Annotated in this window: 22 protein-coding genes and 1 pseudogene; 9 read left to right on the forward strand and 14 right to left on the reverse strand. The window is 71.8% G+C overall.

Features of this window, described 5'->3' with window-relative positions:
- Positions 1-11: 11 nt before the first annotated feature.
- The gene (locus ACZ64A_RS26965; RefSeq protein ID WP_469813881.1) at positions 12-560 is read right to left on the reverse strand and encodes an NIPSNAP family protein; all 549 of its coding nucleotides are present in this window, start codon (positions 558-560) and stop codon (positions 12-14) included.
- On the reverse strand, positions 557-1024 hold the full coding sequence (locus ACZ64A_RS26970) for a hypothetical protein (protein WP_469813882.1): 468 nt from the start codon (positions 1022-1024) through the stop codon (positions 557-559). Before ACZ64A_RS26970 ends, ACZ64A_RS26965 begins: the two co-directional genes overlap by 4 nt.
- Positions 1025-1086: 62 nt before the next feature.
- Between ACZ64A_RS26970 and ACZ64A_RS26975 the strand changes: the two genes are divergently transcribed.
- Positions 1087-2076 (forward strand): helix-turn-helix transcriptional regulator, encoded by a 990-nt coding sequence (locus ACZ64A_RS26975; protein ID WP_469813884.1) that lies wholly within the window; start codon positions 1087-1089, stop codon positions 2074-2076.
- Between the two features lie 221 nt (positions 2077-2297).
- Here the strand turns inward: ACZ64A_RS26975 and ACZ64A_RS26980 are convergent, their stop codons facing one another.
- Positions 2298-3497 (reverse strand): NAD(P)/FAD-dependent oxidoreductase, encoded by a 1200-nt coding sequence (locus ACZ64A_RS26980; protein WP_469813886.1) that lies wholly within the window; start codon positions 3495-3497, stop codon positions 2298-2300.
- A gap of 112 nt (positions 3498-3609) precedes the next feature.
- Entirely contained in the window at positions 3610-4551 is a 942-nt protein-coding gene (locus ACZ64A_RS26985; protein ID WP_469813887.1) for an RNA polymerase sigma-70 factor, read from the reverse strand.
- Positions 4552-4632: 81 nt separating this feature from the next.
- Here ACZ64A_RS26985 and ACZ64A_RS26990 point away from each other — a divergent pair, with 81 nt between their 5' ends.
- Positions 4633-4998 (forward strand): hypothetical protein, encoded by a 366-nt coding sequence (locus ACZ64A_RS26990; protein WP_469813889.1) that lies wholly within the window; start codon positions 4633-4635, stop codon positions 4996-4998.
- A 190-nt stretch (positions 4999-5188) separates the two neighbouring features.
- Here the strand turns inward: ACZ64A_RS26990 and ACZ64A_RS26995 are convergent, their stop codons facing one another.
- The 3 genes and pseudogenes from ACZ64A_RS26995 to ACZ64A_RS27005 all read right to left on the reverse strand — a co-directional run bounded on the left by ACZ64A_RS26995 (position 5189) and on the right by ACZ64A_RS27005 (position 6432).
- Positions 5189-5407 (reverse strand): hypothetical protein, encoded by a 219-nt coding sequence (locus tag ACZ64A_RS26995; protein WP_469813891.1) that lies wholly within the window; start codon positions 5405-5407, stop codon positions 5189-5191.
- A gap of 106 nt (positions 5408-5513) precedes the next feature.
- Positions 5514-5621 (reverse strand): annotated as a pseudogene (locus ACZ64A_RS27000) (ATP-binding protein); the annotation flags it as partial.
- Between the two features lie 31 nt (positions 5622-5652).
- Entirely contained in the window at positions 5653-6432 is a 780-nt protein-coding gene (locus ACZ64A_RS27005; RefSeq protein WP_469813892.1) for an NAD(P)H-dependent oxidoreductase, read from the reverse strand.
- Positions 6433-6570: 138 nt separating this feature from the next.
- Here ACZ64A_RS27005 and ACZ64A_RS27010 point away from each other — a divergent pair, with 138 nt between their 5' ends.
- Positions 6571-7479, forward strand: a complete 909-nt coding sequence (locus ACZ64A_RS27010) for a helix-turn-helix transcriptional regulator (protein ID WP_469813893.1) — start codon at positions 6571-6573, stop codon at positions 7477-7479.
- Between the two features lie 8 nt (positions 7480-7487).
- On the opposite strand, the gene ACZ64A_RS27015 is transcribed toward ACZ64A_RS27010, so the two are convergent.
- Positions 7488-8279: a bestrophin-like domain gene (locus tag ACZ64A_RS27015; RefSeq protein ID WP_469813895.1), complete on the reverse strand. Its 792-nt coding sequence runs from the start codon at positions 8277-8279 to the stop codon at positions 7488-7490.
- Positions 8280-8504: 225 nt separating this feature from the next.
- Positions 8505-8957: a hypothetical protein gene (locus ACZ64A_RS27020; RefSeq protein WP_469813897.1), complete on the reverse strand. Its 453-nt coding sequence runs from the start codon at positions 8955-8957 to the stop codon at positions 8505-8507.
- 268 nt (positions 8958-9225) lie between these two features.
- Here ACZ64A_RS27020 and ACZ64A_RS27025 point away from each other — a divergent pair, with 268 nt between their 5' ends.
- The 4 genes from ACZ64A_RS27025 to ACZ64A_RS27040 all read left to right on the forward strand — a co-directional run bounded on the left by ACZ64A_RS27025 (position 9226) and on the right by ACZ64A_RS27040 (position 13626).
- The gene (locus ACZ64A_RS27025) at positions 9226-9807 is read left to right on the forward strand and encodes an alpha/beta fold hydrolase (RefSeq protein ID WP_469813898.1); all 582 of its coding nucleotides are present in this window, start codon (positions 9226-9228) and stop codon (positions 9805-9807) included.
- A 144-nt stretch (positions 9808-9951) separates the two neighbouring features.
- The gene (locus ACZ64A_RS27030) at positions 9952-10785 is read left to right on the forward strand and encodes a PIG-L family deacetylase (RefSeq protein ID WP_469813900.1); all 834 of its coding nucleotides are present in this window, start codon (positions 9952-9954) and stop codon (positions 10783-10785) included.
- A 155-nt stretch (positions 10786-10940) separates the two neighbouring features.
- On the forward strand, positions 10941-11615 hold the full coding sequence (locus ACZ64A_RS27035; RefSeq protein ID WP_469813902.1) for a hypothetical protein: 675 nt from the start codon (positions 10941-10943) through the stop codon (positions 11613-11615).
- A gap of 178 nt (positions 11616-11793) precedes the next feature.
- Positions 11794-13626, forward strand: a complete 1833-nt coding sequence (locus ACZ64A_RS27040) for a cholesterol oxidase substrate-binding domain-containing protein (protein WP_469813903.1) — start codon at positions 11794-11796, stop codon at positions 13624-13626.
- Positions 13627-13650: 24 nt separating this feature from the next.
- Here the strand turns inward: ACZ64A_RS27040 and ACZ64A_RS27045 are convergent, their stop codons facing one another.
- Positions 13651-14691, reverse strand: coding sequence for a saccharopine dehydrogenase family protein (locus ACZ64A_RS27045; protein WP_469813905.1), 1041 nt, complete (start codon positions 14689-14691; stop codon positions 13651-13653).
- Between the two features lie 103 nt (positions 14692-14794).
- Here ACZ64A_RS27045 and ACZ64A_RS27050 point away from each other — a divergent pair, with 103 nt between their 5' ends.
- On the forward strand, positions 14795-15748 hold the full coding sequence (locus ACZ64A_RS27050) for a helix-turn-helix domain-containing protein (RefSeq protein WP_469813907.1): 954 nt from the start codon (positions 14795-14797) through the stop codon (positions 15746-15748).
- A 3-nt stretch (positions 15749-15751) separates the two neighbouring features.
- Here ACZ64A_RS27050 and ACZ64A_RS27055 read toward each other — a convergent pair whose 3' ends face one another.
- Together ACZ64A_RS27055 and ACZ64A_RS27060 are read right to left on the reverse strand one after the other, a co-directional pair.
- Positions 15752-16252, reverse strand: coding sequence for a MarR family winged helix-turn-helix transcriptional regulator (locus tag ACZ64A_RS27055; protein ID WP_469813909.1), 501 nt, complete (start codon positions 16250-16252; stop codon positions 15752-15754).
- 74 nt (positions 16253-16326) lie between these two features.
- The gene (locus tag ACZ64A_RS27060) at positions 16327-16887 is read right to left on the reverse strand and encodes a hemerythrin domain-containing protein (protein ID WP_469813911.1); all 561 of its coding nucleotides are present in this window, start codon (positions 16885-16887) and stop codon (positions 16327-16329) included.
- A gap of 242 nt (positions 16888-17129) precedes the next feature.
- On the opposite strand from ACZ64A_RS27060, the gene qcrB reads away from it, so the two are divergent.
- Positions 17130-18779 carry a cytochrome bc1 complex cytochrome b subunit gene (gene qcrB / locus ACZ64A_RS27065; protein ID WP_469813912.1) on the forward strand — a complete coding sequence of 550 codons (1650 nt, stop codon included), beginning with the start codon at positions 17130-17132 and terminating at the stop codon, positions 18777-18779.
- A gap of 99 nt (positions 18780-18878) precedes the next feature.
- Here qcrB and ctaF read toward each other — a convergent pair whose 3' ends face one another.
- Both ctaF and ctaD read right to left on the reverse strand, forming a co-directional pair.
- The gene (gene ctaF / locus ACZ64A_RS27070; RefSeq protein WP_469813914.1) at positions 18879-19271 is read right to left on the reverse strand and encodes an aa3-type cytochrome oxidase subunit IV; all 393 of its coding nucleotides are present in this window, start codon (positions 19269-19271) and stop codon (positions 18879-18881) included.
- Positions 19268-20986 carry an aa3-type cytochrome oxidase subunit I gene (gene ctaD / locus ACZ64A_RS27075; protein WP_469813916.1) on the reverse strand — a complete coding sequence of 573 codons (1719 nt, stop codon included), beginning with the start codon at positions 20984-20986 and terminating at the stop codon, positions 19268-19270. The genes ctaF and ctaD overlap by 4 nt, the downstream gene beginning before the upstream one ends.
- Positions 20987-21019: the final 33 nt, after the last annotated feature.

Below are 21019 nucleotides of genomic sequence, written 5' to 3' on the forward strand. Positions count from 1 at the left end.
ACCAGCAGGTCCTAGGCGGTCACCGGTTGCAGCCGCAGCCGTTGCGCCGGCCAGGGCGGGGGCTGCGCCGGGCCGAACCAGAGCCGGACGTCCTCCCCGGTGCGGACCGGCAGACGCGGGAAGTCGTTCTCGGCGTGCTCGGTGCGGTGCAGCGCGTGGCCCGGGCCGAGGTGGCGGGCGGCGTACGCGTCGAAGGCGCTCTCCCCGGACGGGTGGCAGACGGTCGCGAGCACCTCACGGGCGCCGGGCGCGGGGGTGAAGCCCGGGCCGCGCAGCAGCAGGACGTCATCGCTGTCGATCATGGTGGCGTTGGCCGTGTCGCGGTGCTCCCGCCAGACGGGGCCGCCGTAGAACGCCTCCAGCGAGCGCCGGCGGCTCGCCATGTCGGGGAAGGCGCGCAGCCAGACGAACCGGTCCGGGTCGTCCAGGTCGCGGAACCGGCCACCCACCGTGATGCCGACCGCCTGCTGCCCGGTCACGAACTCGCGCTCGAACAGCTCGATCAGTGTCTCCCGGGCTCCGGGACGCAGGGTGTACTGCCGCAGTTCGACGATGCTCATGCGCCGGCCCGCCCGGTCCGGGTGAAGTCCATGGTCCAGTTGTGCTCCCAGGTACGGCCGTCGTCTGCGGAGAACTCCTGCTCCCAGCGCGCGCGGTCCGGGCCGAGGCGGTGCCAGGTGAAGTGCACCCGGATCGGGCGCCCCTCGAAGGTGTCCTCACCGTGGAAGTCGCCGCGGTCGCCGGTGAAGCCACCGACGACGGGCGGGTCCAGCCGGCCCGTCCGGCTGTCGGACCAGTGGATCGACCAGCGCTCCGTCTCGCGGTCGAACAGGCGCAGGGTCACGCCCTGACGGCCCAGGGTGGGAAAGGTGATCTCGTCGATGTTGCCGGCGCCCCCGAACAGCGGCCGCACCACCGCGTGCCCGGGAAACTCCACCCAGGTCGCGGCGCCCGCCGCGAGCGGAGCGGTCAGACGGCGGCTTGCCACGTCCCAGGTGCCGTGCAGGAAGTCGAAGTCGTTCATGCGCCGCAGAGTAGAAAGGGTCCCCTGACATCCGCTGTCAGTGAAGGCGGATACTGAACAGCATGCGCGCGAGCCGGCTGGTCACCCTGCTCCTCCTGCTCCAGAACCGGGGCCGGATGACGGCCCGGCAACTGGCCGGCGAGCTGGAGGTGTCCGTCCGTACCGTCTACCGGGACGTCGAGGCGCTCGCCGCCGCCGGCATCCCGCTGTACGGCGCCGCCGGCCACGCGGGCGGCTACCGGCTGGTCGACGGCTACCGCACCCGGCTCACCGGACTGACCGCCGACGAGGCGCAGGCCGCGTTCCTCGCCGCGCTCCCCGGCGCCGCCGCCGACCTCGGCCTCGGCGAGGCGCTCGCCACCGCCCAGCTCAAGCTGCACGCCGCGCTGCCGGCACAGCTGCGCGAGCACGCCGGGCGGATCAGGGAACGCTTCCTGCTCGACGCCCCCGGCTGGTACAGCGACGCCGACCGCACACCCCACCTGGCCGCGGTCGCCGCCGCGGTGTGGGAGCGGCGGGCGACGCTCCTGCGGTACCGGCGCTGGCGGGCGCCGGAGGAGATCGAGCGGCGGGTGGAGCCGTACGGGCTGGTGCTGAAGGCGGGCCGCTGGTACCTGGTCGCGGGCGGCCCGTCCGGGATCCGCACCTACCGCGTCGACCAGATCCTCGCCCTGCGCCCGCTGACGGAGTTCACCGCTCCGGAGGGGTTCGACCTGGCCGCGTACTGGAAGGACCATGTGGCCGGCTTCCGGGCCCGGCTGCACACCGGGGAAGCCCTGGTGCGGCTCACCCCGGAGGGCGCCCGCCGCCTCGGGGTGACGCCCACGGGCGACGGCTGGACCGAGACCCGGGTGCCGATCGAGTCGGTCGACCACGCCCACGGGGAGTTCCTGCGCCTGGGCACGGACATCGAGGTCCTGGCCCCGGCCGAACTCCGCGACCGCATCACGGCGACCGTCCGCACCCTGACCGCCCGCTACGGGAACCGCCCCGGACAGGGCGACCCCCAGGGCCCGCCGCGACGCCGGGACGATCCGAACGACACCCCCTAGGGCGCGCCGAGGGCGCTGGACCCTGTTCCGGGAGCCGCTCGCCGCCCCACCGACGGCGCATCCGCCGGCTTCTTCCGTGCCGCGACCGGCAACCGCCTGGACACCGCCGGGCGGGCCGGCGTCCGCCACGCCGTCCTGCTGTCCGTCGTCGGCGTGGACCAGGTACCCGACCTGGGGGGCCACGGTCCCCCGGAAAGAACTGTTCACGACTGCCGGCCGGGTCAGGCCGCCGCTCCGGCCGGTGCCTGCGCCGTCCGCGGGCGTACGACCCGGCGGCGTCGGGACGGCATGCCCACGGTCGGGTTGGCGACGCCCCAGGCCGCGCCCTTGCAGATCATCTCCTTGTAGAAGGCGGCCCCGCGGCCCGTCAGGGCGCGGTCGACCGCCCGGTCGTCGGCCGTGACGAACTGGATCAGGCCCTCCTTGCGGCCCAGGGAGATGCACTGCTGGAAGTAACGGATCGCGACGTGCGGGACCTTGGCGCCGGTGAGCCGGGCCGCGATGGCGTCGGCGGCCTGCCAGGCCATGGGGACGCCCGAGGCGCAGGACATCCGCAGGGGCTTGTCGCCCGGGCCGACCGCCATCGCCGCGTCGCCCACGGCGTACACGTCCTCGTGGGAGACCGAACGCATCGTGGCGTCGACCACGATCCGCCCGCCCTCGGAGACGTCGAGCGTTGTGGCCTGCGCGACGGGGTGGACGGCGAAGCCCGTGGTCCACACCGTGACCTCGGCGGGCACGGTCCGGCCGTCGGCCGTCGTCACGGCGTCTTCCGCGACGGCGGTGACCGCGGCGTGCTCGTGGACCGTGATGCCGAGCCGGTCCACCACCTTGCGCAGGTGGGCGCGGCCCTTGTCCGAGAGCCAGTCGCCGAGGGTGCCGCGGACGGCCAGGGCGACGTCGAGGTCCGGGCGGGCCTCGGCGATCTCCGTCGCTGCCTCCAGACCGGTCAGGCCGCCGCCGACGACGACCACGGGCCGGCCGGCGTCCAGCGCGGCCAGACGGTCGCGCAGCCGCAGGGCCCCGGCGCGGCTGGAGAGCTCGTGGGCGTGTTCGGCGGCGCCGGGGACACCGCCGTCGTTCCAGCCGCTGCCGAGGGCGTAGACCAGGGTGTCGTAGACCAGTTCCTCCTGCCCGGGGCCGTCGACGGCGGTGACCGTCACCGCCTTGCGGTCCACGTCCACGGCGGTGACCTTGGCGAGCTTCAGCTCGACGCCCGTGCCCGCGAACATCTCGCTGAACGGCCGGGGCCTGAGGGCCTGGCCGGCCGCGAGCTGGTGCAGCCGGACCCGCTCGACGAAGTCGGGCTCGGGGTTGACGAGGGTGATCGTGACGTCCTCGCGGTGCAGCCGCTTGGCGAGGCGGCCGGCGGCGATGGCTCCGGTGTAGCCGGCTCCGAGGACGACGATGCGGTGCTGCATGGGGCTGCTCCTGTCGGTGAGGATCGCGCCGCTGTCTGCGCGGCTTCGCCCCATGAACCGGACAGCCCGGCGTTTCCTGACAGGATCGCGATGTGAAGCACGTCACACCCGGTCAGAGGGTGTGCAGCGGCTCCCCGTGGTCCGCGGCGGCCCACTGCTCAGTGGCGCGCACGAGCTTGTCGGGGTTGGCCTGGCTGCGCAGCGCGACGATGCCCTGCGCGCTCACCTCCAGGCAGGTGATCCCGACGACCCGGCCGTCCACGACCGCCACTACGGCGGGTTCGCCGTTGGCCGTCGTGGCGTAGAGCTCGGGCGTACCCCCCACATGGGCCCGCTTGGCCTCGCTGGGCTTGAACAGACCCCGCAGGAACTTGGCGACCGCGAGCGCACCCTCGAACGCCTTCGCGCGGGCCGGGACCTTCCCACCGCCGTCGCCGACCGAGACGGCGTCCTGGGTGAGCAGCCGCACCAGCGGTTCGGTCCGGCCGCTCGTCGCTGCGGCCAGGAACTCCTCGACGATCCTGCGGGCGGCGGCCTCGTCGATCTCGGTACGCGCCCTGCCGGCCGCGACGTGCTTCTTGGCCCGGTGATGGATCTGCTGGCTGGCGGCCTCGCTGATGTCGAGGATCGCGGCGATCTCCCGGTGCGGGTAGTCGAAGGCCTCGCGCAGCACGTACACCGCCCGCTCGTTGGGCGACAGACGCTCCAGCAGCACGAGGACGGCGTACGACACCGACTCACGCTGCTCGACGGTGTCGGCCGGCCCGAGCATCGGGTCCCCGGCGAGCAGCGGCTCCGGGAGCCACCTGCCGACGTAGCTCTCGCGCCGTACTCGTGCCGAACTCAGCTGATTCAGGCAGAGGTTGGTGAGCACCTTGGTCAGCCAGGCCTCGGGCACCTCGATCCGCTCGACGTCGGCCGCCTGCCAGCGCAGGAACGTCTCCTGCACGGCGTCCTCGGCCTCGCTCGCCGAACCGAGCAACCGGTAGGCGATGGCCTCCAGCCGGGGCCTCGCGGCCTGGAACCGGTCGACGTCGCTCGTGATCAGGGCCATGCGCCCGATCCTAATCCGCGGGCGCTGCGGCAGCCATCTATGCTGACCCCGGCAGCAGCCGACGGGGGAAGGGGACAGCCGATGGACTGGTTCTGGTGGGTGCTCATCGCCTTCTGGACGGGAGGCTTCGCCTGGGCGGCCGACAACATCCGCACCGCGCTGCGCAACCGGCACGAACGCAGACTCCAGTTGCTGGAGGCGGCGAAGCAGGAGCGCTTGGCCGTCGAAGCGGCCAACAGGCCCCCGGAGCCGGTGTGCGGCTGCACGCACCATCTGGCCAAGCACGACAAGCAGGGCCGCTGCCACGAACGCGTCGAACTCCCGACGGCCTGGGACGAGAACAAGAAACCCCTGCGCTACGAGGCCGGTCAGTGCAACTGCCAGCAGTACGTGGGCCCGCAACCCCTGTCCCAGGTCTACGCGGAGGACCTGACCGACCTCGCCTGAAGCGGCGGCACCCAGGCCACGACGGGACTCTTCACGTCACGGACCTCAGCCGCTTCTCCGGCATGCTGCCGGCCGGAAAGACACAACGCGGCTGACTCCGTACCACGTGGCGATGTACGGCCGACCGGTCACGACGCAGGACAGGCACGGCAACTGACGGACGGTCACGAAGTCGGTGCCGCCGGCGTCGTCACCCCCGCGGGCGCGCCGGGCCGGCTCGGTGTTCCCTGCGGGACCGCGCCCACGGGACCAGGTACCAGACGGCCACCACCGACGCGGACGTCACCGCAGTGACCGACCAGCCCTTGTAGACGCCCGCGAAGTCCGTCGCCCAGCGCATGAAGACGGTGAGCACGGCCCACGCCACCAGGAATCGCGCCGCCCCGACCATCCGCCCCCGCCCACGCATGAGGCGATCATATCCACGGCCCGAGGCGTACGGATCCGTGGACCTGCTCGCCGACGTCGCCGGCTACTGCAGGTCCGGGCACGTCCCAGGGCGCACGCCCGCTGCCTCAGCTCTTCACAGCCTCCGCGACCCGCGGCGAGGCCTCGGCGGGTGTGAGGTGCGTGGTGTCGACGACCTCGGCCTCGGCGTGCAGCCATGTGCGGGCGGCCTCGGCCGGCGAACCGAAGGCCGGCCGGAGGGTGTCGTCAGTCGCGTATGTGCAGGGCGAAGCCGGTGCGGCCCTTGGGTTCCAGGCCCTCCTTCAGGTGGAGTGAGGGGATCTCGTAGTCGCCGAAGTTCTGGCGCCGGAACGGGATCGGCTCCGTCGACTCCAGGGTGAGCAGCCGCTGCGTCCAGGCCTTGGCGGCGTCCGTGTAGTCCTCGTCCGTCATCCGGTCGGTGCCGTACAGCACGAACGGTGGCAGCACCTCGAGGCCGGGGTAGTACAGGATGCCGTGGTGGATCGGGAACAGCAGGTCGTCGATGGGGCCGTTGATCCCGCGGGCCGCGTAGTGCGACTCCGGGCCGCCGGTGGTCACCGACAGCAGCGCCCTCCGGCCGGCGAGGGTGCCTTCACCGAAGCGCTCGCCGTACTTGGTGTCGCTGTGTTCGCCGACGCCGTACGCGAAGCGGTAGGTGAACACCCTGTCCACCCAGCCCTTCAGGATCGCCGGCATCGTGTACCACCACAGCGGGAACTGGAAGATGACCGTGTCGGCCCACAACAGCTTCTCCTGCTCGGCGACGACATCCGGCGTGAGCGTCCCTGACTCGAAGGCCCGGCCCGAGTCCAGGGCCACCCTCAGCCGATCCGACGCGCTGGGACCGTAGTCCGCGGCGTCCACGACCGCCTTCCAGTTCATCGCGTACAGATCGCTCACCCGTACCTCGTGCCCGGCGTTCTCCAAGGTGGACACGGCGAGGTCCTTCAGCGAGCTGTTGAGCGACTTCGGCTCCGGGTGGGCGTGGACGATCAGCGTCTTCACGGGAACTCCTTCGGATCGGGTGCCTTCGATCCCGGGGCGCCGCGGCGCCCGCGTTCAGGGGCGCCGCTTCCGTCGGACGGGACTTCCTGGTAACGGCAGGGCCACCTTCACGGGCGACGCGGAGGCGATACTGGCGGCATGGACGATCTCGCCGGCTTCCTGCGGACCCGCCGTTCCCGCGTCGACCCCGCGGCCGTGGGCATCCCCACCGACAGCCGTCGCCGGGTGGAAGGACTGCGCCGCGAAGAGGTCGCGCACCTGTCCGGAGTCAGCGTCGACTACTACGTACGCCTCGAGCAGGGCCGCGCGACGCAGCCCTCCGAGCAGGTCCTCGACGCCCTCGCCCGCGTCCTCGCTCTCGACGAGACCGAACGCGGCCACCTGTACCGGCTCGCCCGGCAGCGCCGCCGCCGCGCGAAGGTGCCCGGCGGCCGGGTCCGGCCGGAGCTGCTGCGCGTCCTCGACCTGGTCGCCGACGCACCCGCGCTGATCATGAACCACCGCCTGGACGCGCTCGCGGGCAACCGCCTCGCCGGGCTCCTCTTCGGCCGGCCGATGCCTGGCCTGAACGTCGCCCGGCACATCTTCCTGGAGGAAGGCGAGCGCGGCCTCTACGCGGACTGGGAGACCTGCACCCTCGACGTGGTCGGGCACCTGCGCCTGGCCGCCGGCAAGTACCCCGAGGACCCCCGCCTGGCCTCGCTCATCGGCGAGCTGGCGATGGGCAGCGAGCGCTTCCGCCGCCTCTGGGCCCGCGCGGACGTCCGCGCCCGCGCCCATGGACGCAAGACGTACCGGCACCCGCTGGTCGGACTGCTGGAACTGCACCAGGAGAACTTCGCGCTGCCGGACGAACCGGGCATGGAGCTGCTGGTCCTGTCGGCAGCCGCCGGCACCCCCGCCGAGGACGGGCTGCGCCTCCTCGCGGGCCTGACATCGGACAGCGGTTCGGTCGCGGGCGCCGGCTCGGACGGCGGCTCCCACCCCGGCCCGGGCCCGGGCGCAGGTGACGGGCGTCCCGCTGCGCCCGCTCACGTCCGCGAGTGACTCCGAGGTCATGGACGCCAGTACTGGGCGAGGGCTCCCTCCCGGAAGGGGGCCGGGCTGACGCTGAGGTCACCTGCGAAGGGGCGGTCCAGGACGAAGACGAGGAGCAGGCTGAAGCCCACGAGTCCGGCGACCGACGCGACGAAGAGGAGCTGGACCCGCAGTTTGCGCATGCCGTAGAGGAAGGTGAGCGGAATCAGTACGAGCGCCCCGCCGACGGCCAGGACCTGAAGCAGCGGCGGCAGTTCCTGTCGCGCCATGGTGATGCGGGCGCGGCGCTGGGAGGCGATGTCGTCGAGGTGGGTGACGGCCTGTTCGTAGAAGACCTCCTCCCGCTGTCCGCTCGGCTCGTACGTCTGCAACGACTGGAACGCGGCCTTCAGATGGCGTTCCGTGGCGCCGTAGGCGGGGTGCCCGGAACGCATCCGGGGCCACTGGTCCTCGACGACGGCGTGCACGTATCCGCTGAGGCTGGAGTCGAGGCGGGCGTGGACCGGTGCCGGGAAGGCGGCGGCGTCGCGGGCGATGAGGGCGGCGTCGGTGGCTTCCGAGGCGACGATGGTCTGGGTGTCCTCCAGCTGGGTCCACAGGGTGACGATGACGAAGGCGAGGATGATGCCGTAGATGGCGCCGAACATGCCCAGCGTCACGCCGACCATGTCGTTGTGCTCGCCGCGCGCGAGCGACGGGTAGCGGCGGCGCATCAGGACGCTGCCGGCGACCGCCAGGAGGACACTCCCGCCGACGGTGACGACGGCGAGGGCGAAGGTGCTGAAATGGTTGAGCAGCCACAGCGACATGTCGGCGGAGTGTAGGCCCGGCACGCCGGTCCGAAAGCCGGCCGAAAGCGGCCGGCCGGTGCGGCTGCGGGCAGTTCCCACCGCACGGCCGGGCCGTGTGCCCGCGGACAGTTCACACCACCGAGTGAGCCGAGCAAGCGGGAGGCCGCCCCCGAACGGGAGCGGCCCCCTGCGTCCGCGAGCGTCGACGCCCCGGTTCGGTCCGCCGGCGTCACATGCGGGTGGTTACGAGGAGACGCGGGGCAGGTTGTAGTCGCAGACCCGCTCCGACCCCTTCACCAGGCACACCGAGATGTCCAGCCACGTGCCCTCCTTGATGTCGCCGGTCACCCACTTGGTGGTGTACGGGGACGCGTGTCCCGCGGTCGAGGCCGTGCGGTAGATCCAGGGGTCCGTGACCGTGCCCTGGACGCCCCAGCCGTCGGCCCCGCCGTCGTACGCCTGCAGCGCGTCCCCGGGCTTGTCGCCCAGCGGGTCCGCGTTCCAGGTCACCGCGCCGGCGTACTTGCCGTCGGCGTACAGGGAGACGACGACCGACTTGCCGCTCTGGTAGAAGATCGTGTCGGTGGTGAGCCGGGGTGCCGCGGAGGCGCTGCCCGCACCGACGCCGATCGTGAGACCGACCGACACGGCGGTCGCCGCCAGCACGGTGCTTATCCGGCTGCGTGTCTTGAACATGAAGTGGCCTTCCCCCTGGGAGAGTTGAGCAGTCGGCGTGATCCTAACCCTGCTTGATCACACCGTGGGGTACGTCTGCGAAGGCCGGCCCGCGATGTCGTCGCCCCGCGCGGACGGCAGCCCGAGGCAAGGGATGCCGATGCCGCTCGTGGAGATCCATACGGGCGCACTTGCCTCACCGTTCGGGTGCCGGCCGGGTTGCGCTCCGCGTGGTCGTCTGCCGGCAGCGGGTAGCACCGGGTTGTCGGACGGGCGAGGGACGGTTGCCGTGACAGGGACTCAGCAGGTCTTGTTCATCCAGGGTGGCGGCGCGGGCGCGCACGACGCGTGGGACGACAAGCTGGCCGACGGCCTGAGGCGTGAGCTCGGGGACGGCTACGACGTCCGCTACCCGCGTATGCCGGACGAGGACGACCCGAGCCATGCCCGGTGGGGCCCGGCGATCCGGCGCGCAGTGGCCGACCTCGGGGACGGCGCGGTCGTGGTCGGCCATTCCGTGGGCGGAACGCTCCTGGTCGACACACTCGCACGCGTGGAGCAGCCGCCGGAGCGCAGGCTCGCGGCGATCGTACTGATCTCCGCCCCGTTCGTCGGCAACGGCGGCTGGCCGGTCACCGAGTTCGAACTGCCCGGCGATCTCGGCGCGCGACTGCCACGGGGGACGCCGGTGCACGTGTTCCACGGACTCGCGGACGAGATCGCCCCACCGCCGCACGCCGATCTCTACGCTCGCGCGATCCCGCAGGCACAGGTGCACCGACTGCCCGGACGCGACCACCAGCTGAACAACGACATGAGCGAAGTGGCCGAGGCGATCGCTGCCGGCAGAGCCGGCAACTCCGGAGAGTGAGCAACCCCGGCCCAGTGCTCAGCCCCGGCGGCCCCGGCCCCCGCACGTCCGCAAAGCCGAGTGGCCGCGTGGGGAACAGCCGGTCGGGCCGGCGGGTTGCATCGACCGAGGCACCACGACGTGTTTATCCAGGAGGACCGCTTCATGACCGACCGGCCGTTGACGCTCATGGCAGTACACGCCCACCCGGACGACGAGGCCACCGGCACCGGAGGGGTCCTCGCGCGGTACGCGGCGGAAGGCATCCGCACGGTTCTCGTGACGTGTACCGACGGCGGCTGCGGCGACGGACCGGGGGGTGTCAAGCCGGGCGACCCCGGCCACGATCCGGCGGCCGTCGCTCTGATGCGCCGTCAGGAACTCGAGGCGAGCTGTCAGGTCCTGAACATCAGCGACCTGGAGATGCTGGACTACGCCGACTCCGGGATGATGGGCTGGGCGACCAACGACGCCCCCGGCTCCTTCTGGCAGACCCCCGTGCAGGAAGGCGCCGCCCGGCTCGCGGAACTCATGCGCCACTACCGCCCCGACGTGGTCGTCACCTACGACGAGAACGGTTTCTACGGCCACCCCGACCACATCCAGGCCCACCGCATCACCGTGGCGGCACTGGAGATGACGGAGCTGACGCCGAAGGTGTACTGGACCACGATGCCCCGCTCGATGATGCGGCGGTTCGGCGAGGTCATGCGCGAGTTCAACGAGGACATGCCCGAGCCGGATCCCGCCGAGGCCGCCGCGATGGCCGAGATCGGCCTGCCCGACGATCAGATCACCACGTGGGTGGACACCACCGCGTTCAGCGGCCAGAAGTTCGACGCACTGGCCGCGCACGCCAGTCAGGGCGAGAACATCTTCTTCCTCAAGATGGGCAAGGAGAGGTTCGCCGAGCTGATGGGCACGGAGACCTTCCTGCGCGTCCAGGACCCCACCGGAGCGGCCATACCGGAAACGGACCTCTTCACCGGCCTCCGCTGACCCGCCCGGCCCGCCCCAGCCGCCGGCCGCCGACCGCCCGCCGTCCGCGCCCGCCGGTCCGGCCGGCCGCACCGCACGGCACCGCACGGACGCTCGTGTCAGTCCCGGACCGTATCGTTGCGGCGATCGCATCGAGACGCACACGGGGGCCACACATGACCGTTCACCGCCCGGGACTGCCGCAGGACCTGCCGCCGGCCGAGGAGCTGTGGGCGCGCTGGGCGCTGCTCGCCGCCCTGGAGGCGACGGCCGAGTACGAGGAGCGCCCGCCGCGCCACCGCACCGGCCGGTGGATCGACGACGAGGGCCTGCACTGGGACGACTGCGGCTGCACCTGGTGGGTCATGTCCCGGGCAGGCGAAGGCCGGTTCGTGCTGTACGGCGAGGACGAGGCGAGCGACGTCAAGTGGCACGAGCCGGCGATCGACGTGCTGGCGGGCGGGCCGCCCTGGCTGCCCTGGGACGAACTGCGGGGCCGCCTCGAAGGGCGCGAGATCGGCTGCGTCTACTGGTACGAGAACGGCGCCTGGGCCCGGGCCCCTTACCCGGACGACCTCGACGACGACGGCCTGGACTGTGGCATGAGCTGCTTCATCGACCGCGGCGAGGTCCTGGGCGACCTGACGGACCACCTGGACGACACGGTGGAGGGGGCGAGTGCGGACAGCCTCCTGGCCGACGCGGAAGCGTACCGGCTCGAGCCGTACAGGCTGCTGGAGCGGCTGGGCGAGTCCAACCGCTACGACGATCCGCTGGACCGCCCGGCCCTCGTCCGGGCGCTCAGCCGCGCGGGGGTGACGGTGACCTCGGCGGCCGACCCCGCACGCTGAGGAGGCGGTTGGGCCGCCTACATGGTGATGGCCCCGAGGCGGTGCCGGTTCGGCGGTCGTTCACTCGTTCATGTGGATCGGCCGAACGTGTGACCGTGGGGCCGTCTGTGCTGGGTAACGTGCGTGGTCGGCCGGACCGGGCGTGCCGGTCCAGGAGCGGGGTCAGGGGGATGCGGGGATGACGGACAGTCCTTCGAACCAGGGCGGCGGGCTGTCCCGGCGCAGCCTGCTGGCGTCGTCGGCCGTCGCGGGCGGCGCGGTCTGGTTGCTGCGCGGGCTGGTCCGGCCGGGCAGCGCCTACGCCGCCTCGGCACCGCCGCCGGGCTTCCCGGCCGGGATCGACGTCTACCAGCGCGCCTACGAGAACTGGGCCGGCGAGATCCGCACCGACCAGCTGTGGACGTGCGCGCCGCGCGACCCGCAGGAGGTGCTGGCCGTCGTCAACTGGGCGCACGGCGCGGGCTGGACGGTCCGCGCGCAAGGGCATCGGCACGGCTGGGCTCCCCTCACCGTGGCCGACGGCACCCCGGCCGCCGCCAAGGTGCTGCTGCTGGACACCGCCGCGCACCTCACCGCGATGTCGCTGGAGCAGCAGGCCGCCGACGGATCGGCCGCGATCCGGGTGCAGGCCGGTGCCTCGCTGGAGACGCTGCTCGCGTTCGCCGGTGCCTCCGGACACGGGGTCGCCTCCGCGCCGGCCCCCGGCGACCTCTCCGTCGGCGGCGCGCTCGCCATCGGCGCGCACGGCACGGCCGTACCCGCCGCCGGCGAGAGCCCGTCACCCGGCCACGGATACGGCTCACTGAGCAACCTGGTCACCGAACTGACCGCGGTCGTCTGGGACCAGAGCGCCGGCCGCTATGTCCTGCGCACCCTCGGCCGGGCCGAGCCCGACTGCGCCGCGCTCCTCACCCACCTCGGCCGCGCGCTCGTCACCGAGGCCGTCCTGCGGGTCGGCCCCGACCGCGCTCTGCGCTGCCAGTCCTTCTTGGACATCCCCGCCACCGAACTGTTCGCCGCCCCCGGTGCTCCGGCCGGCACACGGACCCTCGCCGACTTCGTCGACCGCACCGGCCGGGTGGAGGCGATCTGGTTCGCCTTCACCGACCGCCCCTGGCTGAAGGTCTGGAGCGTCGCCCCGAAACGGCCGTTCGGCGCCCGCGCGGTCGACGAGCCGTACAACTACCCGTTCTCCGACTCCCTCCCCGAGCCCGTGGCCCGGCTGGCCGGGGACCTGGTGTCCGGGGCGTGGGCGAGCGCGCCGCTCTTCGGGCAGGTCCAGTACCTGCTGGCGAAGGTCGCGCTGACCGGTGACATCACCGACGTCCTGCTCTCGGGGTCCCTGGTGCGGGACGTGCTGACCGGTGACGTCCTCACCCACCTGCTGGCAGGCGGCCTGCGGTCGGACCTGTGGGGCGACTCCCGCAACCTGCTGCAGTACGTGCGGCCCACCACGCTGCGCGAGACCGCCAACGGCTACGCCGTACTCACCCGCCGGGCCGATCTGCAATGGGTGGTCAGCCAGTTCACCGCCTTCTACCGCACGCTGCTCGCGCAGTACGCGGCGCGCGGCGAGTACCCGGTCAACGGCCAGGTGGAGATCCGCGTGACGGGCCTGGAGGACCCGTCCGCGTGCGGTGTCCCCGGCGCGCGGCCCCCGCTGCTGTCCGCGCTGCGGCCCCGCCAGGACCGGCCGGACGTCGACACCGCGGTGTGGCTCGACATCCTCTCCCTGCCGGCCACCCCCGCGCTGCACCGCTTCTACCGCGACATCGAGCGGTTCCTCCTGAGTCTGGACGGCGACCGGGCGACGGTGCGCGTGGAGTGGTCCAAGGGCTGGGCCTACACCGACACCGCCGCGTGGTCCGACCCGGACGTCCTCACCCGTGCCGTCCCCGACAGCCAGCGCGCCGGGGGCGGCCCGGGCTGGGACGAGGCGGTCGCGACCCTCGACCGGCTGGACCCCCACCATGTGCTGTCCAGCCCGTTCCTCGACGCGTTGCTGCGCTGAACGGACGGACGGAGGGGGCTGTCGTCAGCGGGGGTCTCGGCGAAGGGTCACGGTGATGTGCGGTGCCAGGGAGCGGAGGAAGCCGGGCGCGTCGAAGATCTCGCCGGCGGAGGCGACGCCCACGGTCCGGGTCCGCCCGTCGAGGACACGGGCGACGGCCTCGACCGCGAGCGGCGCGGTGACGGCGTAGATGTCCTGCCCGACGGCGACCGCCCCGCGTTCGTCGCCGTCGCGGCGGACGACGACGTCGACGAGGAAGGTCTGCGCGGAACGCCCGCGCTCGTCGACGGCGCTCGGGGCGGGCGTGTCCGGCGAGCCCACACCCCGGGCCGCCTCGATCGTCATGTAGGTGCGCACCTCGGGGACGGTCAGGTGGCTGGGGACGGTGACGACGTCGGCCATCGTGAACCCGGCGATGACCGACCGGTCCCCCATGGGCTCAGGGAACGGCCATGTCAGGGTGGGCAGTTCGTCGTCGTGGTACTCCAGCCGGCCCCCGGTGAACCGCACCCGGCGTCCGCCGCGCCGTTCGGCGGACACCTTTCCCGCGAGCCGGGTGCCCGGTGTGGGGTGCCAGCTGTTCAGGCCGTAGGCGACGTGCACCTCGTCGGCCTTCGTCCAGTCGCCCATCGCCGCAGTGACCAGCAGGTCGCCGAGTCCGCCGTAGAAGGCCATCGCGGGCACGATCACCGCACCGGCCCGGCGGGCGCGCTCCGCGAAGTGCGCGAACGTGTCCGCGTTCGCCTCGATCTCGGCGGCGACATCGACGTAGGGGACACCGGCGCGCAGCGCCGCCTCGATCACCGGGGCCGCGGTGACGGCGAAAGGCCCCGCGCAGTTGATCACCGCCGCGGCCCCCGCCAGCGCCCGGTCGAGCGCGCCGGCGTCGTCCGCGGCAGCCGGTCTCACGTCGAACCCCGGGACCGCGTCCGCCAGTTCCCCCAGCCTGCGAGCGTCGCGCCCCACCAGGACGGGGGTGAACCCCCGTTCCACCAGGTGCGCCACGACGAACCGCCCCGTGTGCCCGTACGCGCCGTACACCGCCACCCTCGCACCCGCCGGCATGACGTCCTCCACTCTCGCGAACCGATCGGCCGGCGCCCATCCTGGCGTGGCCGTGCGACCGACCGTGAGTGTCCGGAACGACACACCCCATACACTTCCGGACATGGCTTCTGTCGCGCTGGCCGTCACGGACGGCATGCTGCACTTCGAGCTCGCCGTGGCGCACGAGGTGTTCGGCTCGGCCCCGGCCGCCGTCACCGTGCCCTGGTACGACCTGGCCGTCTGCGCCCCGCACCCCGTGCGGCTCGGCCACTTCCGCCTCGCCCCGGACCATGGCCTCGACCATCTGCGGCGCGCCGACACCGTGATCGTCCCCGGCTGGGCCGACGTCGACGTCCCCCCGCCCCCGGACCTCATCGCCGAACTGCGGGCCGCCCACGACGCCGGGGCCCGCATCGTCTCCCTGTGCACGGGCGCGTTCGTCCTGGCCGCCGCCGGTCTCCTGGACGGCAGACGCGCCACCACCCACTGGGCCCACACCGGCGTCCTCGCCGAGCGCCACCCCGCCGTGCAGGTCGACCCGGACGTCCTCTACGTCGACAGCGGCACCGTGCTCACCTCCGCCGGCAAGGCCGCCGCCCTCGACCTGTGCCTGCACCTGGTCCGCCTCGACCACGGCTCGGCGATCGCCAACACCGTCGCCCGGCGCCTGGTCGTTCCGCCACACCGCGCCGGCGGCCAGGCGCAGTACGTCACCACCCCGGTCCCCGACCAGGACGACCACCCGCTCACGGCCCTCTTCCCCTGGATCATCGAACGCCTCGACCAGCCGCTGACGGTGGAGGATCTGGCCCGCCGGGCCGGCATGAGCTCCCGCCACCTCGGCCGACACTTCCGCGCGGCCACGGGCACCACCCCTTTGCAGTGGCTCCTCGCCCAGCGCATCCGCCACGCCCAGGAACTCCTGGAGCGGACGGACGACGACATCGACACCATCGCCAGGTCCACCGGCATGGGTACGGCCACGACGCTGCGCCGCCACTTCAACCGCACGCTGGGCGTGCCGCCGGACAGCTACCGCCGCACGTTCCGCTCACGGACCCGCGACCTCATCTGATCGTCAGCCGAGGGGATGCGGGTCTTCGATCCGGGTGTAGTCGGTCGGTTCTCCGCCCGCCTCGTTGAAGGCGTCCAGGGCCTCGACGAGCGCCAGGCGCTGCACGGGCCTCAGCCGCTGGACGATGTCGGCGATCTCCGCCCGGCGCCTGGCGGAGACCGCCTCGACCGTTCGGCGGCCCTCCGCCGTGAGCGCCAGCAGCGTCTGGCGGCGGTCCTCGGGATTGGGCTGCCGCACGACGAGTTCCGCCGCGACCAGCCGGTCCACCATGCGCAGCGCCGTCGAGGGTGCGACCTGCAGCGAGTCGGCCAGGGTGACCAGCTTGGTGACACCGCGGGTGTACAGCACCACAAGCATGCGGAACTGGGGCAGTGTCACCCGTTCCTCGACCTCGGCGAGCGAGCGCGCGGACACGGCCACCAGCACGCGAGAGGCCGTCAGCACCGCCCGGGTGACCGTGTCCACATCGTCCGCATCCCTCGACGAGGGCTCAGACCGCATCATGCAACCCTCCTACCCGGGCAAAATTTGCACTGTGCCACGAATCGGTCGGCCTCCGGGTGCCCCGGGTGTGCCGGTCAGCGCAGCCCGCGGCGTCCCAGACGGTCGCGGAGCCGGTCCCAGGGGCCCCACAGAGACGCCGTGATTCTCGTCAGGGCCGGCGAGTCCGGCGCCTCGGGGCGCGGCCGGGTGGGCGCCACGGCTTCCGCATCCCGCGCGTCCGTCCCCGCGTCGCGCAGCACCGCGGCGGGGCTCATGGCCTGCAGACGGGGAAACACCCGCTGTTCCTGTTCGACCACGTGACGGGTGATGTCCGACACCAGCGACAGCAGCAGTTCGGTATGGCGCACGCTCGCGGGCGGAACCGTCTCGAGGGACCTCAGCGTCTCCTCGATGCTCCGGTCGACGTCGAGCAGCCCGTTCTCCCACTCCCTGCCGTCGACCACGTACCGGCGCAGCAGCGGATGCAGGCACTCCTTCTCCGTCACCAGATGGCGCACCACGGCCATGCCGACCTCCTCGGCCAGCGAGGTGCGCTCCTCGCTGCCGGGCGGTGCCGACCGCAGCCGGTCGAGAAGGCCCTGGATCGTGCGGTGGTCGTTCGCCAGCTCACCGATGATGCCGCTGTGGCTCCCCACTCATGCTCCCTGAAGTCCGTGCGGTCCGACCGCCGCTGATGCCCGCGCAGCGGCCGGAGCGGCTCCGAGGCCGATCGGCGCCGGACCCCTGGTTTCCCGGCAGCCCGCTCTTCTATTCCCCCTCGTGCCTGTTCCTGGCGGGCCACTGGTTGAGAAACGCCGGCCTCGGGTATCCGTGCGCGCGCCGCACGACGTCCGGGCCGTGCGGGGATCAGAAGCCCGACCGAGGAGCTGGTGCGCGCGTGCTGCTACGGCGACGAAGGCAAAGGTTGAGGGGAAAGTCGCGGCAGGCGGCCTTCCGGGCGTACGTCGCGGCCGACCGGCGGTCACCCCTGTCGGAACTCGCCGGCCAGCTGCTGCGCAAGGCCTTCCCCGATCACTGGTCGTTCCTCCTGGGGGAGATCGCCCTCTACAGCTTCCTCGTCCTGGTGCTGACGGGGACCTATCTGACGTTCTACTTCGATCCCAGCCTGGCCGAGGCGCCCTACACCGGCTCCTACGAGCCCTTGCAGGGGCTGCTCGTGTCGAAGGCGTACGACACGACGCTGCATCTCAGCTTCGACGTGCGCGGCGGGCTGCTGATCCGCCAGATGCACCACTGGGCGGCGCTCGTCTTCGTGGCGGCCATCGGCGTCCACATGCTGCGGGTCTTCTTCACCGGCGCCTTCCGCCGGCCCCGGGAACTGAACTGGATCATCGGGGTGACCCTGTTCCTGCTCGCCCTGCTGGAAGGCTTCTGCGGCTACTCGCTGCCGGACGACCTGCTGTCCGGCACCGGCCTGCGCACCGCCGACTCCATCGTCCAGTCGATCCCGATCGTCGGCACCTATCTGAGCTTCCTGCTCTGGGGCGGTCCCTTCCCCGGCACAGCGATCGTCCGCCGCCTGTACATCCTGCACGTGCTGTTCGTCCCCGGCGCGCTGATCGCCCTGATCACCGTGCACCTGATCATGGTGGTGTATCTGAAACACACGCACTGGGCGGCGCCGAAGAAGACCAACCACAACGTCATCGGCCAGCCGATGTTCCCCTCCTTCGTGGCCAAGTCGGCCGGTCTGTCGCTGATCGTCGCCGGCGTCACCGCCGTGCTGGGGGCGATCGCTCAGATCAACCCGGTCTGGCTGTTCGGCCCGTACGTGCCCGACCAGGTCTCCACCGACGCCCAGCCGGACTGGTACGTGGGGTTCCTGGAGGGTGCGCTGCGGCTGATGCCCGGCGTCGAATGGAACGTCGCCGGGCACACCGTCATGTGGAACGTCTTCCTGCCCGCCGTCGTGCTGCCGGCCCTGCTGTTCGGGGTGCTCTACCTGTATCCGTTCTTCGAACGCTGGGCGACCGGGGACATGGTGGAGCACCATCTGTGCGACCGGCCCCGGGACAGGCCCACCCGGACCGGTCTCGGCGTGGCGGCCATCGCCTTCTACGCCGTGCTGCTCATCGCCGGGGGCAACGACGTGCTGTCGATCTGGTTCGACTTCTCCGTCAACGCGCTGACATGGGTCTTCCGGGTCGCCGTGTTCGTCCTGCCGGTCCTGTGCTACCTGGTGACCAAGCGCGCCTGTCTCGCCCTGCAGCGCCATGACCGCCGGTTGCTGGAGGAGGGCGAGGAGAGCGGTGAGGTGTTCCAGGACCTCGCCGGCGGGATGAGCGAGTCGCACCGGCCCCTCGAGAACGCGCAGCGCTACAAGCTGCTGGTGCGCGACATCCCGCAGCCCCTTCGGCACCCCGGATCCGGGGCGCCGTTGCGCAGCCGGATGCAGGCGGCGCTCAGCTCCTGGTACTACCGCGACCGCGTGGACATGCCCGCGACGCCGGAGGAGCGCCTCCAGGCCGGCGGCCGCATCGCCGATCCGGTGTCCCGCGGCATCGGCGGCGACGACGAAGCAGGCTGAGCGGGCAGCCGGCGGCCCGCCTTGCGCGGGGCGTGGCCGCCGGCTGTGCCCGGGGCGTGGCCGCCGGCTGTGCGCACCCCGTGCCCGCCGGCGACCGGCTCAGCGGCTTCCGCGGTCGTTGTACTGGAAGACCATGCCGAAGACCCCGAGTCCGAGAATGCCGAAACCCAGCAGCACCAGCCATACGCCGTAGACGAGTCCGTTGGCGACGGCCGTGGCGCCGATGGCGGTGACCACCGGGTGCCGGCTGTGCGAAGGGAAGAAGTCGACGCGTCCGCTGCGGTCCCGGATCTCCGCCTTCGCGCGGTCCTCGGGACGCACGCCCTTGCGCCGGTAGTTGACGAACGAGAAGAAGGCGATCACCGACGACATCAGACAGGAGACGGTGAGCGCCGCGATGCCTGCGGGCTCCTGGGCGACCCAGGCATAGGCGACATCGGTGACCAGGAAGAACCCGGCCACGCCGGCGAACAGGTAGGCCTCGGACTTCATTCGCTCTGTGTTCCTAGGGTGTCAGGGGTGGGTTCCACCGTTCCATGGGCCTGCGGCGGGAGCTCCTTGGTGAGATCCGGGTGGTGCAGGTCGAAGGCGGGGGAGTCGGAACGGACGCGGGGCAGGGCCGTGAAGTTGTGCCGGGGCGGGGGACAGGAGGTGGCCCATTCGAGGGAGCGGCCGTATCCCCAGGGATCGTCGACGGTCACCTTCGGCGCGTACCGGGCGGTCTTCCAGATGTTGTAGAGGAACGGCAGCGTGGAGAGCCCGAGCAGGAAGGCGCCGATCGACGACACGGTGTTCAGGGCGGTGAAGCCGTCGGCCGGCAGGTAGTCGGCGTAGCGGCGCGGCATGCCGCTCTCGCCCAGCCAGTGCTGGACGAGGAACGTGGTCTGGAAGCCGACGAAGAGCGTCCAGAAGTGCATCTTGCCGAGGCGTTCGTCGAGCATGCGGCCCGTCAGTTTGGGCCACCAGAAGTAGAAGCCGCCGAACATGGCGAAGACGATCGTCCCGAAGAGCACGTAGTGCAGGTGGGCGACGATGAAGTACGTGTCGGTGAGGTGGAAGTCCAACGCGGGAGAGGCGATGAGGACGCCGCTGAGCCCGCCCAGCAGGAAGGTGACCATGAAGCCGAGCGACCACAGCATGGGCGTTTCGAAGGAGAGGCTGCCGTGCCACATGGTGCCGATCCAGTTGAAGAACTTCACGCCCGTGGGCACGGCGATCAGGAAGGACATGAAGGAGAAGAAGGGCAGCAGCACGGCGCCCGTGGCGAACATGTGATGCGCCCACACGGTCGCCGACAGCACGGTGATCGCGATGGTGGCGCCCACCATGCCGACGTAGCCGAAGATCGGTTTGCGGCTGAAGACGGGGATGATCTCCGTGACGACGCCGAAGAACGGCAGCGCCACGATGTAGACCTCGGGATGGCCGAACCACCAGAACAAGTGCTGCCACAGCAGCGGGCCGCCGGTGGCCGCGTCGAAGATGTGCGCGCCGTAACGCCGGTCGGCGACCAGGGCCAGCAGGAGCGCGGTGAGGACGGGGAAGGCCAGCAGCACGAGGATGGAGGTGAACAGCACGTTCCAGGTGAAGATCGGCATCCGGAACATCGTCATGCCCGGACAGCGCAGGCAGATGATCGTGGCGATGAAGTTGACGGCCCCCAGGGTCGTGCTGACACCCGAGAGGACCAGCCCCATCGCCCACAGGTCGCCGCCCTGCCCGGGGCTGTGCACCGCGTCGTTCAGCGGGGCGTAGGCGAACCAGCCGAACGGGGCGGGACCGGAGCTGACCAGGAAGCCGGACAGCACGGTGAGCCCGCCGAAGAGGAACAGCCAGTAGGTCAGCGCGTTGAGCCGGGGGAAGGCCACGTCGGGAGCGCCGATCTGCAAGGGCATGATCGCGTTCGCGAGGCCGGTGAACGTGGGTGTCGCGAACAGCAGCATCATGATCGTGCCGTGGATCGTGAACAGCTGGTTGTACTGCTCCTCGCTGACGATCTGCAGGCCGGGCCGGGCCAGTTCCGCCCGCATCAGCATCGCCAGCATCCCCGCGACGAGGAAGAACCCGAACGACGTGACCAGGTAGAGATTGCCGATCGTCTTGTGATCGGTCGTGGTCAGGTAGTCCCTGATCCTGTCGCCCGTGCTCACGCGAGGGCCGTCGACGGCGCCCTCCTCCTGCCCCAGGGTCGGCTGCGACTTCGACATGAGCGCCCTCCAGGTGCGCCGACGCGTCGGCCT

It is taken from the genome of Streptomyces sp. NPDC104814 (assembly GCF_055583185.1).

What these genes read in the sequence shown, in the direction of transcription:
- ACZ64A_RS26965 (WP_469813881.1), bottom strand. Translation starts at nt 560, where the DNA reads ATGAGCATCGTCGAACTGCGGCAGTACACCCTGCGTCCCGGAGCCCGG.
- ACZ64A_RS26970 (WP_469813882.1), bottom strand. Translation starts at nt 1,024, where the DNA reads ATGAACGACTTCGACTTCCTGCACGGCACCTGGGACGTGGCAAGCCGC.
- ACZ64A_RS26975 (WP_469813884.1), top strand. Translation starts at nt 1,087, where the DNA reads ATGCGCGCGAGCCGGCTGGTCACCCTGCTCCTCCTGCTCCAGAACCGG.
- ACZ64A_RS26980 (WP_469813886.1), bottom strand. Translation starts at nt 3,497, where the DNA reads ATGCAGCACCGCATCGTCGTCCTCGGAGCCGGCTACACCGGAGCCATC.
- ACZ64A_RS26985 (WP_469813887.1), bottom strand. Translation starts at nt 4,551, where the DNA reads ATGGCCCTGATCACGAGCGACGTCGACCGGTTCCAGGCCGCGAGGCCC.
- ACZ64A_RS26990 (WP_469813889.1), top strand. Translation starts at nt 4,633, where the DNA reads ATGGACTGGTTCTGGTGGGTGCTCATCGCCTTCTGGACGGGAGGCTTC.
- ACZ64A_RS26995 (WP_469813891.1), bottom strand. Translation starts at nt 5,407, where the DNA reads ATGCGTGGGCGGGGGCGGATGGTCGGGGCGGCGCGATTCCTGGTGGCG.
- ACZ64A_RS27010 (WP_469813893.1), top strand. Translation starts at nt 6,571, where the DNA reads ATGGACGATCTCGCCGGCTTCCTGCGGACCCGCCGTTCCCGCGTCGAC.
- ACZ64A_RS27015 (WP_469813895.1), bottom strand. Translation starts at nt 8,279, where the DNA reads ATGTCGCTGTGGCTGCTCAACCATTTCAGCACCTTCGCCCTCGCCGTC.
- ACZ64A_RS27020 (WP_469813897.1), bottom strand. Translation starts at nt 8,957, where the DNA reads ATGTTCAAGACACGCAGCCGGATAAGCACCGTGCTGGCGGCGACCGCC.
- ACZ64A_RS27030 (WP_469813900.1), top strand. Translation starts at nt 9,952, where the DNA reads ATGACCGACCGGCCGTTGACGCTCATGGCAGTACACGCCCACCCGGAC.
- ACZ64A_RS27035 (WP_469813902.1), top strand. Translation starts at nt 10,941, where the DNA reads ATGACCGTTCACCGCCCGGGACTGCCGCAGGACCTGCCGCCGGCCGAG.
- ACZ64A_RS27040 (WP_469813903.1), top strand. Translation starts at nt 11,794, where the DNA reads ATGACGGACAGTCCTTCGAACCAGGGCGGCGGGCTGTCCCGGCGCAGC.
- ACZ64A_RS27045 (WP_469813905.1), bottom strand. Translation starts at nt 14,691, where the DNA reads ATGCCGGCGGGTGCGAGGGTGGCGGTGTACGGCGCGTACGGGCACACG.
- ACZ64A_RS27050 (WP_469813907.1), top strand. Translation starts at nt 14,795, where the DNA reads ATGGCTTCTGTCGCGCTGGCCGTCACGGACGGCATGCTGCACTTCGAG.
- ACZ64A_RS27055 (WP_469813909.1), bottom strand. Translation starts at nt 16,252, where the DNA reads ATGATGCGGTCTGAGCCCTCGTCGAGGGATGCGGACGATGTGGACACG.
- ctaF (WP_469813914.1), bottom strand. Translation starts at nt 19,271, where the DNA reads ATGAAGTCCGAGGCCTACCTGTTCGCCGGCGTGGCCGGGTTCTTCCTG.
- ctaD (WP_469813916.1), bottom strand. Translation starts at nt 20,986, where the DNA reads ATGTCGAAGTCGCAGCCGACCCTGGGGCAGGAGGAGGGCGCCGTCGAC.